The 13,577-nt window shown below is 45.8% G+C and carries 10 protein-coding genes; 9 read left to right on the top strand and 1 reads right to left on the bottom strand.

Annotated features, from left to right (window positions below; translation table 11 throughout):
• The first annotated feature begins 61 nt into the window (after positions 1 to 61).
• The 7 genes from lepA (at position 62) to acpS (ending at position 6,558) form a co-directional block, all read left to right on the top strand.
• Positions 62 to 1,855 (top strand): translation elongation factor 4, encoded by a 1,794-nt coding sequence (gene lepA / locus AC3CH3_RS13015; protein WP_017059045.1) that lies wholly within the window; start codon positions 62 to 64, stop codon positions 1,853 to 1,855.
• Positions 1,856 to 1,952: 97 nt separating this feature from the next.
• Positions 1,953 to 2,849, top strand: coding sequence for a signal peptidase I (lepB, locus tag AC3CH3_RS13010; RefSeq protein ID WP_048659399.1), 897 nt, complete (start codon positions 1,953 to 1,955; stop codon positions 2,847 to 2,849).
• A 26-nt stretch (positions 2,850 to 2,875) separates the two neighbouring features.
• Positions 2,876 to 3,553 carry a ribonuclease III gene (gene rnc / locus AC3CH3_RS13005; protein ID WP_017059043.1) on the top strand — a complete coding sequence of 226 codons (678 nt, stop codon included), beginning with the start codon at positions 2,876 to 2,878 and terminating at the stop codon, positions 3,551 to 3,553.
• A complete protein-coding gene (gene era, locus AC3CH3_RS13000) occupies positions 3,546 to 4,517 on the top strand; it encodes a GTPase Era (RefSeq protein ID WP_017059042.1) in 972 nt (323 codons plus the stop codon). The genes rnc and era overlap by 8 nt, the downstream gene beginning before the upstream one ends.
• Before the next feature lie 102 nt (positions 4,518 to 4,619).
• A complete protein-coding gene (recO, locus tag AC3CH3_RS12995; protein ID WP_019826299.1) occupies positions 4,620 to 5,348 on the top strand; it encodes a DNA repair protein RecO in 729 nt (242 codons plus the stop codon).
• Positions 5,345 to 6,082, top strand: a complete 738-nt coding sequence (gene pdxJ, locus AC3CH3_RS12990) for a pyridoxine 5'-phosphate synthase (RefSeq protein ID WP_019826301.1) — start codon at positions 5,345 to 5,347, stop codon at positions 6,080 to 6,082. The genes recO and pdxJ overlap by 4 nt, the downstream gene beginning before the upstream one ends.
• Before the next feature lie 95 nt (positions 6,083 to 6,177).
• The gene (gene acpS / locus AC3CH3_RS12985; protein WP_488537300.1) at positions 6,178 to 6,558 is read left to right on the top strand and encodes a holo-ACP synthase; all 381 of its coding nucleotides are present in this window, start codon (positions 6,178 to 6,180) and stop codon (positions 6,556 to 6,558) included.
• A 109-nt stretch (positions 6,559 to 6,667) separates the two neighbouring features.
• Here acpS and barA read toward each other — a convergent pair whose 3' ends face one another.
• Complete coding sequence (gene barA, locus AC3CH3_RS12980; RefSeq protein WP_019826305.1) at positions 6,668 to 9,481, bottom strand: two-component sensor histidine kinase BarA; 2,814 nt, start codon at positions 9,479 to 9,481, stop codon at positions 6,668 to 6,670.
• Between the two features lie 165 nt (positions 9,482 to 9,646).
• On the opposite strand from barA, the gene rlmD reads away from it, so the two are divergent.
• Positions 9,647 to 10,966, top strand: coding sequence for a 23S rRNA (uracil(1939)-C(5))-methyltransferase RlmD (gene rlmD, locus AC3CH3_RS12975; protein WP_488537299.1), 1,320 nt, complete (start codon positions 9,647 to 9,649; stop codon positions 10,964 to 10,966).
• Between the two features lie 134 nt (positions 10,967 to 11,100).
• Positions 11,101 to 13,323 carry a GTP diphosphokinase gene (relA, locus tag AC3CH3_RS12970; protein ID WP_029405716.1) on the top strand — a complete coding sequence of 741 codons (2,223 nt, stop codon included), beginning with the start codon at positions 11,101 to 11,103 and terminating at the stop codon, positions 13,321 to 13,323.
• Positions 13,324 to 13,577 lie beyond the last annotated feature (254 nt).

The raw sequence follows: 13,577 nt of genomic DNA, 5'->3' as shown, positions 1-13,577 counted from the left end.
GATTGGACGCGTCGCGGCTTTCTTATTATCCCTATTCAAAGAGTTTAGTCACACCAAGCCTATGAAGCACATTCGTAATTTTTCGATTATCGCCCACATCGACCACGGTAAGTCGACCCTTTCTGACCGCTTAATCCAAGTTTGTGGAGGATTAAGTGAACGTGAGATGGCAGCTCAAGTCCTCGATTCTATGGATATAGAACGCGAGCGTGGTATTACAATTAAAGCGCAGAGTGTGACTTTAGATTACAAAGCTAAAGATGGTGAAACTTACCAACTTAACTTTATCGACACTCCTGGACACGTAGACTTCTCTTACGAAGTATCTCGTTCTCTAGCGGCTTGTGAAGGCGCACTACTTGTAGTGGATGCTGGCCAAGGTGTTGAAGCACAAACTCTAGCAAACTGTTACACAGCAATTGAAATGGAACTGGAAGTAGTGCCAATCTTGAACAAGATTGACTTACCTGCAGCTGAACCAGAACGTGTTGCTGAAGAAATCGAAGAGATCGTTGGCATCGATGCGATGGAAGCGACTCGCTGTTCTGCGAAAACCGGCTTGGGTGTTGATGATGTTCTAGAAAACATCGTAACGGCAATCCCGCCACCGGAAGGTGATCCTGAAGCGCCTCTACAAGCGTTGATCATTGACTCTTGGTTCGATAACTACCTTGGCGTAGTTTCTTTGGTTCGTATTAAAAACGGTAAGCTGAAGAAGAACGATAAGATCAAAGTAATGTCGACAGACCAAGTATGGGGTGTTGACCGTCTAGGTATCTTCACGCCTAAACAAATCGATACTACAGAGCTAAATACTGGCGAAGTAGGTTGGGTTGTTTGTGGTATTAAAGACATCCTAGGTGCACCAGTTGGTGATACGTTGACGCTTGCAAAGGGCGGCAGCACTGAACGTCTACCTGGCTTCCAAAAAGTGAAGCCTCAGGTATACGCAGGTCTATTCCCTGTATCATCTGATGACTACGAAAACTTCCGTGACGCGTTAGGCAAGCTAAGCCTGAACGATGCGTCACTGTTCTTTGAACCAGAAAGTTCAGCAGCACTTGGTTTTGGTTTCCGTTGTGGCTTCTTAGGAATGCTTCACATGGAGATCATCCAAGAGCGTCTCGAGCGTGAATACGACCTAGATCTAATCACGACTGCACCAACAGTTGTGTATGAAGTTGTAAAAACAGATAAAACGGTTCTTTACGTTGATAGCCCGGCTAAACTGCCAGCGGTTAATGACCTAGAAGAAATTCGTGAACCAATTGCACGCTGTAATATCCTGGTACCTTCGGATTACCTAGGTAACGTAATCACACTGTGTGTTGAGAAGCGTGGCGTACAAGTAGACATGGTTTACCACGGTAACCAAGTTGCTGTGACGTACGATCTTCCTATGGCAGAAGTAGTTCTCGACTTCTTCGACCGTCTGAAGTCAACGTCTCGCGGTTACGCATCATTGGATTACAACTTCCAACGCTACGAGCCATCAAACATGGTACGTGTAGACGTATTGCTGAATGGCGAAACAGTTGATGCACTAGCGATCATTACGCACAAAGATATTGCTCAGTCTCGTGGCCGTCTACTGGTAGAGAAGATGAAAGAGTTCATCCCTCGTCAGATGTTCGATATCGCGATTCAAGCAGCGATTGGTAACCACATCATTGCTCGTTCTACAGTGAAACAACTGCGTAAGAACGTAATCGCAAAATGTTACGGTGGTGATATCAGCCGTAAGAAGAAACTTCTTAAGAAACAAAAAGAAGGTAAGAAGCGTATGAAGCAGATCGGTAACGTTGAACTGCCTCAAGAAGCTTTCCTTGCAATCCTTCATGTTGGAAAAGATTAACTTTATCCAGCGGTAAACGAATAATTGAAAGTGGAAGAGTAGCTCGCTATTCTTTCACTTTCGTTATTTTTAAAGAAATGAAATTTAAGGGATATCAATGGCTAATACATTTTCGCTTATCTTAGTGATCGTAACTCTAGTGACCGGCATTGTATGGGCGTTGGAAAAGTTTGTGTGGGCGAAGAAGCGCCAGCAAAAACTTGCTGACGTTGAAGCACAATCGAATGGCCTAGACGCTGAAACTAGCGCAAAAGTTACGGCTCAGCCTTGGTGGGTTGAGAACAGTGTGTCCATTTTCCCGGTAATTGCATTTGTTTTGATCTTGCGTTCATTCATCTATGAACCGTTTCAAATCCCTTCTGGCTCGATGATGCCAACCCTTTTGGTTGGTGATTTCATCTTGGTAGAGAAGTACGCGTACGGTCTAAAAGACCCAGTATGGCGCACTCAATTGGTAGAAACAGGTAAGCCAGAACGCGGCGATTCAATCGTATTTAAGTACCCACCTCAGCCAAACATCGACTACATTAAGCGTGTTGTTGGTATGCCTGGTGACACGATTCGCTACAGCAGTCGTAAAGAGATCTGTATTCAGGCGAAGGGTACAAGTAGCTGTGAACCAGTGAAACTAAGTCACGTTGAAGAGAGCCAATTTATTCAAGATGGTGTGCCTCTGATTCAGCTGAATGAACAGCTTGGAGATGTTGAGCACCAAATTTTAGTTAACCCATTACGCCGTGATCGTGTGCAAGCATATCAGCCTCGCAATGGTGTTAACGAATGGGTCGTTCCAGAAGGCCAGTACTTTGTGATGGGTGATAACCGTGATAACAGTGCTGATAGCCGTTACTGGGGCTTTGTCCCTGAAGCCAACCTTGTTGGTAAGGCCGTTGCTATTTGGATAAGCTTCGAATTCGAACGCGGTTCAGACAGTGTACTTCCAACATGGATTCCTACTGGTGTGCGTTTTAATCGCATCGGTGGGATTCATTAATCGATCAATTAACACATCGAGAGAGCATGAATTCTCCAATTGATAAACTAGAGAGAAAGATTGGCTATCAGTTTAATGATGCCGATCTTATCCACTTGGCGCTGACTCACCGCAGCGCCGCAGGTAAACATAATGAACGTCTTGAGTTTCTGGGCGATTCAATTTTAAGTTTTGTTATCGCTGATGATCTTTACCACCGTTTCCCTAAAGTAAACGAAGGTGATATGAGCCGCATGCGTGCAACATTAGTACGTGGTCATACATTGGCAGAACTAGGTCGTGAATTCGAACTAGGAGATTACTTAAAATTAGGTCCAGGTGAGTTGAAGAGTGGCGGTTTCCGTCGTGATTCTATTCTAGCGGATGCGGTTGAAGCGATCATCGGTGCTGTCTATTTAGATAGTGATACCGAGACGGTTCGCGGCATTATTTTAAGCTGGTACCAATCTCGCCTAGATGCTATTCAGCCTGGAGTATCTCAAAAAGATCCGAAAACTCGCCTACAAGAGTTTTTGCAAGGTCGAAGAAATCCTCTGCCTGTCTACACAGTGACTAATATTAAAGGTGAAGCGCACAACCAAGAGTTTACGGTTGAGTGTGAAGTGGCAGGTGTGGATAAACCTGTTATCGGTAAAGGCACTAGCCGCCGCAAGGCAGAACAAGCGGCTGCTGAAACAGCATTAGAGCAACTAAGCAATGTCTGATAACAACCAAGATTTCGATATCGATGCATTCTTTTCATCTGATAGCAAAAAAACAGGCCTACCGGAAAACCAACACTGTGGCTTCATCGCTATTGTCGGTCGCCCAAACGTAGGTAAGTCGACGCTTCTGAACCATATTCTGGGTCAGAAGATCTCTATTACATCACGTAAACCACAGACGACACGTCACCGTATTATGGGCGTTGAAACTGAGGGTGATTACCAAGCGATCTTTGTTGATACTCCTGGACTTCATATTGAAGAAAAGCGTGCCATTAACCGCTTGATGAACCGTGCAGCGAACAGCTCACTGAGTGATGTGAACCTAGTATTCTTCCTTGTCGATGGTACTCACTGGACTGACGACGATGAGATGGTTCTGAACAAACTGAAGAAGACTGACTTCCCAGTTGTACTTTGCATCAACAAAGTAGATAACGTTCAAGACCGTACTAACGTGATGCAGCACATGATGGAAGTCTCTAAGAAGATGGACTTCATTGATGTAGTGCCAATCTCAGCGAAGCAAGGTAAAAACATTGATGTACTGCGTAAGCACGTACGTGAACATTTACCTAAAGCGACACACCACTTCCCTGAAGAATACGTGACTGATCGCTCGCAACGTTTTATGGCCTCTGAAATTATCCGTGAAAAGCTGATGCGCTTTACGGGTGACGAGCTACCTTACTCGGTAACGGTTGAAATCGAACGTTTCGATTACAACCCAGATAACGATGGCTTCCACATCAATGCACTGATTCTTGTTGAGCGTACAGGTCAGAAGAAAATGGTGATTGGTAAAGCGGGCGAGAAGATCAAAACGATTGGTCGTGAAGCGCGCATCGATATGGAAGAGCTATTCGGCCGTAAGGTTTACCTAGAGACTTGGGTCAAGGTTAAATCTGGCTGGGCTGATGATGAGCGTGCACTTCGCTCGTTAGGCTACATCGACGATCTATAATATATTGAACGTCACTTTCTGAGATTAAGAAAGTTGAACTGAAGATAAATCCAAGAGAGAGTGCGAACTCTCTCTTTTTGTATCTGTAATAAGGGTAAGTGATTGAGCGAAGGGTTACAGCGATGCTTTGTGTTGCACCGTCGACCATACAGTGAGTCGAGCCTGATCTTGGACGTCTTCAGCGAAGAGTTCGGTCGGGTGACGTTGATGTCTAAAGGCGCTCGCAGCAAGCGTTCTAATTTGAAAGGTGCATTACAACCTTTTACGCCGCTACTGCTTAAGTGGTCTGGTAATGGTTCGATGAAAACCTTACGCCAAGCTGAACCCATCAGCTTGGGGCTTCCTCTCGCCGGTATTAATCTGTATTCAGGCATGTACGTGAACGAGCTTATCGGTCGCGTATTGATGGCGGAAGTACCGATGCCTGCACTTTTTCACGACTATCTTCATGCTTTAACAGAGCTGGCGCATAATGATAATCCTGAGCCAGCACTGCGCCGCTTTGAGCTGGCTCTATTATCCGCTATGGGTTATGGCGTCGACTTTTTACACTGCGCGGGCACTGGCGAAGCGATCGATCCGAGCATGACTTATCGCTATCGAGAGCAGAAAGGTTTCATCGCTTCGGTGCGTCGAGACAACCTGACTTTTATGGGCGATGAACTTATCGCAATCAGTGAACGTAGGTTTATCACTAAAGAGCAGTTAAAAGCGGCAAAACGCTTTACACGCATAGCCTTAAAGCCGTATCTTGGCGGCAAACCATTAAAAAGTAGAGAGCTATTTATGCCAACAATAGCCCTCTCTAGAGCACGGAGTATTGGAAAATGAGCTCAATCCTTTTAGGCGTTAATATCGACCATATTGCAACACTACGTAATGCACGTGGTACTAAATACCCAGATCCAGTACACGCAGCTGAAATTGCTGAACGTGCGGGTGCTGACGGCATTACTGTTCACCTGCGTGAAGACCGTCGTCATATCGTTGACCGCGATGTACGTATTCTGGCTGAAACACTTCAGACTCGTATGAATTTGGAGATGGCAGTAACGGATGAGATGGTTCAAATTGCCCTCGCTACTAATCCTGAGTTTGTTTGTCTGGTTCCTGAAAAACGTGAAGAGCTAACCACTGAAGGTGGCTTGGACGTGGTTGGTCAACTTGAAAAGATCAAAGCGGCGACGGAAAAACTGTCTGCTGCTGGCATTAAAGTATCTCTGTTTATCGATGCTGACCGTGAGCAAATTGACGCAGCAAAAGCGTGTGGCGCACCGTTCATTGAACTGCACACTGGCCATTATGCCGATGCTAAAACAGAAGAAGATCAACAAGACGAGCTGAAAAAGATTGCTGCAGGCGCAAGCTACGCGGACGATCTTGGTATCACAGTCAATGCGGGTCATGGTCTGACTTACCACAACGTCGCACCGATTGCGGCTCTTCCTGAGATCTACGAGCTGAACATCGGTCACTCGATCATGGGACGCGCAGTGTTTGATGGTTTGAACAAAGCCGTTGCAGACATGAAAGCCGTGATGGAAACAGCACGCAACAACGCTTAGTCCTTTAACTCGTCATTAGTTTAGCAGTAAGCGTTAAGCGGTTAATCAGTAGAATCGATAAAGTTAATAGATAGAAGTTTGGTAGTAGGGTAAGCATGGCTGTTGTTGGACTAGGTACAGATATCGCAGAAATTGAGCGTGTTGAAAAGGCATTATCACGAAGTGGTGAGGCATTTGCTCAGCGTATTCTTACGGAATCTGAGTTTGAAGTTTTTCAGCAGCTCAAGCAAAAAGGTCGCTATCTTGCTAAACGTTTTGCTGCCAAAGAAGCAGCATCAAAAGCGCTGGGCACGGGCATTGCTATGGGTGTCACCTTCCATGATTTTGAAATATCAAATGATGAGCATGGTAAGCCGGTGCTGTGCTTACACAATAAAGCTTTAGAGATTGCACAAGCGAGTGGCACAACATCGATTCACCTGACTATTTCAGATGAGCGTCATTACGCCGTGGCGACGGTACTCTTTGAGTCGTAATCGCTACTCATCCTGATGTTCATTAACTACTGAGTAAATAGAACAAACAAAAAAGCAGAGCTTATTACGCTCTGCTTTTTTATTTCCTTGAAATTGAGGCTAAATCAATCTATTCACTGGTTGGTTTCAAGTAGTGAATGGCCGTCGCTTGAACCTTATCTAGCTCATCTTGAAGCTCAAACAGCTCCGGTTCAATGTCCTCAACAGAAGTGCCTGAACGCAGCTCCTTCTCTATCGTCGCACAGACCGATTTTAGTCTTGGTACGCCACTGTACGAGCTGCTGCCATGCATCTTGTGGATGATGTGTATCAGCTCTTCAACTGGGTAGTCACTGTCTTCTATCGCTTTGTCTGCTGCCTCATACACCTCTGGAATAAAGTCTACGAGCATTTGCAACATATCGCGTGCGAGGTCTTCTTTATTGGCGGCTTGTTTCATCGCAGCTTGCCAATCAATGATGATGTTTGTGTGCACGCTGACTTCAGTTTCTGACACCGGAGCGTTGTCGACTTCAGCAGAGACCGCTGGGTGGTCTGGATCTATTTTTTCGATGTGCTCAACCTCAGAGGTCGAGCTCCAATGAATCAGAACCTGTTGTAAAACATGCTCTTCAATCGGTTTGGTTAGGTAGTCATCCATGCCCGCTTCAAGCAGTCGATCTCGTTCGCCAATCATTGCATGTGCAGTCACGGCAATTACAGGCGTGTTCGCATTGTTCGCCAGTTTTTTGATGTTCTGACAAGCGGTCACACCGTCCATCTGTGGCATTTGAATATCCATGAAGATGATGTCAAATGGCGTCTCTGTCGCTTTGTCTATCGCCTGCTGACCACTGGTACAACTGATGACGGTTTCTACTCGCTCTTTGAGCAGTGCGGTGATCAGTTTTAGGTTGGCTGGGTTGTCGTCGACCGCCAATACCGTAAGCGGAAGCTTCTCTTCTGAATGTGTCTCAATCGCTGGTGCAATCAAGGTTGGTGCCTGATTCGATACCAGAGTTTGCAGTAACTTCTTACGAGAAAGAGGTTTAGTGATGCACTGAACATCGACCTCTTTCATTAGTTGCTCACCTAACGCTAGCTCGGTACTTGGTGTACCAATAATCACGTTTTGAGCAATCTTCTTCGCACCTATCGCCCAACCACTCACGGTATCAAATTGATATTCTTGGTTGGCGGCTAGGTTAAGCAGAACGTAGTCATACGAGGTGGTCTCGTCTGGCATCACCGAACGATACGTTACCACTAAGCCTTCTTGAGTTAGGATTTGCTGAGTAATCGATGCCGCTTGCATGTTTGGCTCGATAAGCAGCAGTTGTTTGTCTTGCAGACACTGAGTCTCAATCAGCTCAGTCATCGGCATATCAGTCGTTGATAGTCTCAAGGTGAACCAGAAGGTGGAACCTTGGTGCAGACGACTGGTTAGGCTGATCTCTCCGCCCATTTGGCTGACCAGTTTTTGGGTGATAACCAGACCTAAGCCTGTACCACCATAACGACGAGAGATACTTGCGTCGGCTTGGCTGAAGGCTTGGAACAGCTGAGCTTGTTGACGCTCAGAAATACCAATACCCGTATCGCGAACCATGAATTGTAGCTCGATGTTGTCTTCGCTTTGTGAGCGAAGCTCAACGCTGATATCAATGTTGCCGCGCTCGGTAAACTTAATTGAGTTACCCACTAGGTTAGTCAGGATTTGTTGAATACGCAGTGGATCACCCACCACGCCTGGCGGCACTTTAGGATCGATCTTCAGTGTCAGCTCTAGACCTTTCTCATGAGCATTGGTTGCTTGAAGGTTTACTACCTCTTCAAGGCTGGCTTGGAACTCAAATGGAATGTTCTCTAGCGCTAATTTACCGGCTTCAAGTTTCGAGAAGTCCAAGATATCGTTGATGATGCTAAGCAGGTTATTTGCCGAACGTTCAATGGTTTGCAGGTAATCGGTTTGACTGTTCGATAGGTGAGTCTTGAGCATCTGACGAGTAAAGCCAATCACACCGTTCAGAGGCGTTCTCAGTTCGTGAGACATATTCGCTAAGAACTCAGATTTAACACGAGCCGCTTCTTGAGCGCGTTTTTTCGCAATGTCTAACTCAACGTTTTGAATCTCTAGTTGCTCAAGGGTTTCACGCAAGTCTGATGTGGCTTGGTCGATACTGTGCTGCATCTCGACGTGATATTCTGATAGCGATACCGCCATCGCATTGATACCGTTTTTCAGTGAGTCTAGCTCACCATGCATCTTACCTTCGATACGTACATCTAGGTGACCACGACGAATTCGGTCGACCATATTTTTCATGTGCGTGATCGGTTGAGTCACATCGTGCATTAAGCGAAACGCAAACACGCCCGATAAACCAAGCCCGAGAATCAATACCAAGAAGGCAGAGAATACTTCTTGATATTGCTGCAATCGAAGTGATGACAGATCTAACTCAATCGCAATATAGCCGATCGCTTGATTGGCTTGAGATTGACCGTTGGCTGAGTTGATGTACTGGCCTTCGGCGATGATAGGCGTCCGCAGGATCAGCGTGTTATCGAGCAGATTCGATGAGCTTAAATGCGGGATCGGTTTATCTTTGGGATAGGTTAGGCTTTCAAAATCGGGGTGGAAGTTTGAGGTTACAAATAACTCATGACGTTCATCAAACACCGCGATACTGCGCACCAGCTTAGAGTTCTTTCGATGCGCATAGCTAATAAGCTGACGAACAGACTCTCGACTTTCGAGCTTCATGCCTGATTCACTCGCAATCGCAAGTGGTTCAATGATGCTAGTACCAGTGTTAACCACCTGACCCTCAAGGTCTTGATAGCGGTTAAATGAGAAAAATGCACTCAATAGCAACCCAATAATCAGGGTTGGAGCTAGAGTTAAGGTAATTACACGGGCTCTTAAGCCATATCTGGTCATGTTCTTTAATTACATCGAGGTCTGGATATGGGAAAATAACGCACACAATGGCGGTTAAGTGAACGGTAAGCTTAATCAAAGCCGTGACGTTCGACAATGATTCCAAGACAGAATAGTGAGTCCTGGATACCAATTACTTATTAAAAGATACATTAGGCACAAGCAATGGCACGTTTTTTCCAACCAAAAAAGAAAACTCAACTCGAGACCAAGCATCAATCGGTTTTGGTTGAACGAATGGATCACAATGGCGCTGGCATCGCTTATCAAAAGAATAAACCGGTTTTCATTGATGGCGCATTGCCCGGTGAGCAGGTGGTTATTCAACTGACTGAGAGCAAAAGTAAGTTTTCGCGAGCTAAGCTCATCAAGTTATTGAAGCCGAGCGAGCAGCGTTTAAAGCCGTTTTGTAAGCACTTTAATCAGTGTGGTGGCTGTCACCTCCAACACCTTGGTTACTCTTCTCAGGTTGAGCATAAATCGCAATCTCTGACCCACCTGATGAGCCAATACCAAACGGCTGACACTGAAGTTGCACAACCTATTATTGGTGATGAAACCAGTTATCGACGTCGCGCACGTATCAGCCTATTTGTTGATAAAAAGACACAGCAGCTTCAGTTTGGTTTCCGTAAGAAGCAGAGTAAGCAGATTGAAAATATCATCGACTGTGCCGTGCTTGATCCTCGCCTCAATGTATTGCTGCCAAAACTGAAAAATTTACTGAACACTTTCAACAGCCTTACGTCTTTAGGACACGTTGAATTGGTGTTGGGCGATACTGGCCCTGTTATGGTGCTACGTCACCTTAAGCCTTTGGTTGAAAAAGATGAGCAAGCGCTGATTGCGTTAGCAAAAGAAGAAGGCGCTACGCTGTACTCGATGCCTGAAACCGATAAGTTGGTTCGCTTAGTAGGCGATGCACCTTCTTATAGCGAAACTGGCGTGACGTTACCGTTTGAGCCAAACCACTTTATCCAAGTAAACCAGAAAGTGAATCAGCAGATGGTGGCTCAAGCGATTGAGTGGCTAGAGCCTCAAGCGGATGAGCGAGTGCTCGACCTATTTTGTGGTCTCGGTAACTTCAGTTTGCCTATCGCGCAACAATCGGCGTTTGTGGTTGGTGTAGAAGGCGTTGATGAAATGGTTCAGCAAGCCACATCTAATGCAGCGTTAAACCAGTTAAGTAATACGGAATTTTACCAAGCTAACCTTGAAGAAGACTTATCTTCACAGCCTTGGGCAAAAGAGAAATTCGATAAAGTATTGCTGGACCCGGCACGTGCGGGAGCGAGTGGGATCGTTGATCAAATTTCAGCGTTAGGAGCGAAGCGTGTGGTTTATGTTTCGTGTAATCCTGCTACTCTAGCTAGAGATTCTGAGAGCTTAGAAAAACAAGGCTATCAATTAGCCAAACTGGGTATGTTGGACATGTTCCCACACACCAGTCATCTCGAATCGATGGCTCTCTTTATCAAGGCTTAGAGGCCCTTAAACAAGGCTTCAAATGAATCACAAAGGCGCAGGGAAGCCTGCGCTGATATCAATATGGTCGAACTAACTTGGAACCAGTTAGTCATATTGAATTGGGTATAAAACATAATAACTAGGAAGGCATGATGGTTGCGGTACGAAGCGCACATTTAAACCCAAGCGAACAGTTTGAGCTAGAAAGTTGGATTGCGTCATTGAATCAAGACGCAAAAACCTCGAATAAACTGATCAAAGTTTATCGTCACTGTGAAGAGCTATTAAAAGATCACGAGCAAGCGTCGCTCTTGCTTTGGCGTGGCCGCGAGATGATCGAAATCTTGGTTACGCTGTCCATGGACCGTGCCACTTTAATTGCAGCGCAACTTTTCCCCGTCGTCTCAAGCGGCGTTTTTGAGCGTGAAGCTTTTGAAGAAAGCTACGGTAAAGAAACCGTAAAGTTGATCGATGGCGTTGAAGAAATGGCGGCCTTAGGCCAGTTAAACGTGACTCTTGAAGGCAGTGCTGCCTCGGGTCAAGTTGATAACGTTCGCCGTATGTTACTGGCAATGGTCGACGACTTCCGCTGCGTAGTCATCAAACTCGCTGAACGAATCTGTAACCTTATTGAGGTGAAAAAAGCGCCTGATGCTGTGCGTCGCGCGGCAGCAAAAGAGTGTTCTAACATCTACGCTCCGCTTGCTAACCGTTTAGGTATTGGTCAGCTTAAGTGGGAAATCGAAGATTACGCATTCCGCTACCAACAGCCAGACACTTACAAGCAGATTGCTAAACAGCTGTCTGAGCGTCGCATCGTACGTGAACAATACATTAAAGATTTCGTTGACGACTTAACGGCTGAAATGAAGCGTTCAAGCATCAATGCTGAAGTCAGCGGTCGACCAAAACACATCTACAGTATCTGGCGTAAGATGCAAAAGAAAGGCTTGGACTTCGATGAGCTTTTTGACGTGCGTGCGGTACGTATCATCGCCGATCAGCTCCAAGACTGCTATGCCGGCTTAGGTGTGGTTCATACCAAATACAAACATCTACCAAGTGAATTTGATGACTACGTGGCGAACCCTAAGCCAAATGGTTACCAGTCTATTCACACCGTGGTTCTGGGCCCTGAAGGTAAGACCATTGAGATTCAAATCCGTACCAAGCAAATGCACGAAGATTCTGAATTGGGTGTAGCTGCACACTGGAAGTACAAAGAAGGTGCTTCAAGCGGACGCAGTGGTTACGACGAGAAAATCACTTGGTTGCGTAAACTTATCGATTGGCAAGAAGAGATGTCGGATTCTGGCGAGATGCTGGATGAAGTTCGTAGCCAAGTATTTGATGATCGCGTATATGCCTTTACACCGCGCGGTGACGTGGTCGATCTACCTATGGGTGCAACCCCACTGGACTTCGCTTACCACATCCACTCGATGGTTGGACACCGCTGTATCGGTGCCAAAGTAGCAGGCCGTATCGTACCGTTCACTCATAAATTATCGATGGGTGATCAGGTTGAAATCATTACTCAGAAAGAACCGAACCCATCACGTGATTGGTTAAACCCAACCACAGGTTTTGTTCATTCAGGTCGTGCTCGCGCGAAGATTAACGCATGGTTCCGCGCGCAAAGTCGTGAGAAGAACCTCGAAGCGGGTCGAGACATCCTTGAGGCGGAACTTGCGAAAGTGGGTGCAACCTTAAAAGATGCCGACCAATACGCACTGAGGCGCTTTAACGTCAACACGCCAGATGAGCTTTATGCTGGTATCGGCAGTGGCGACTTGCGCATTAACCAAGTGGTTAATCACATCAATGCGTTGGTGAATAAGCCTACGGCGGAAGAAGAAGACAAGAAAGCGCTAGAGAAACTGCTTGAGTCGGAAAACAAACCAGCACAACAGAGTCGTCCAAAGAAAGACGCGGTAGTGGTTGAGGGCGTTGATAACTTAATGACACACCTAGCTCGTTGCTGTCAGCCAATCCCTGGTGATGTGATTAAAGGTTACATCACTCAAGGTCGTGGTATCTCAGTTCACCGTGCTGACTGTGAACAGTTGAGTGAGCTAAGCCTGCACGCACCAGAACGTATTATTGATACAGTCTGGGGCAATGGCTTCGTCGGTTCTTACATCCTAACGCTGCGTGTTGAAGCACTGGAGCGTAATGGCTTGCTGAAAGACATCACCTCACTGTTCTCGAACGAGAAGATCAGCGTGACGACAATGAAGAGCCGCATCGACTATAAACGTCAGCTATCGGTAATGGATTTCGATTTGGAAGTGACCAATATTGAGATTCTGAGTCGAGTGACCAGTCGAGTAGAGCAAATTAAAGATGTCATGTCGGTTAAACGCCTAGGCTAACTTTCACGTTGCATTAGTCACTTTTACTGCGTTTACTGCGTTAACTGCGCTTTCTTGTACCATCACATAGGCGAGCTATGCTCAGGAATCGCGAAAGCTTGTTGCCTTGTTAAAGTAACAACTGCTTAGTGAAAGATGCGGAATTTAGAGAATTAGACAGTATCAACAAAGGTGAGTGGTTTTGGCTGCTCACCTTTTTTAGTTTTAGCAGACGTTATAAATTTAAAAATCAAAGACAGTAATAGGAAGAAAAC

Source organism: Vibrio sp. QJM3NY_35, assembly GCF_057785915.1.
The sequence above is the reverse complement of the archived record's forward strand: the minus strand, read 5'-3'. Positions and strand labels throughout refer to the sequence as shown.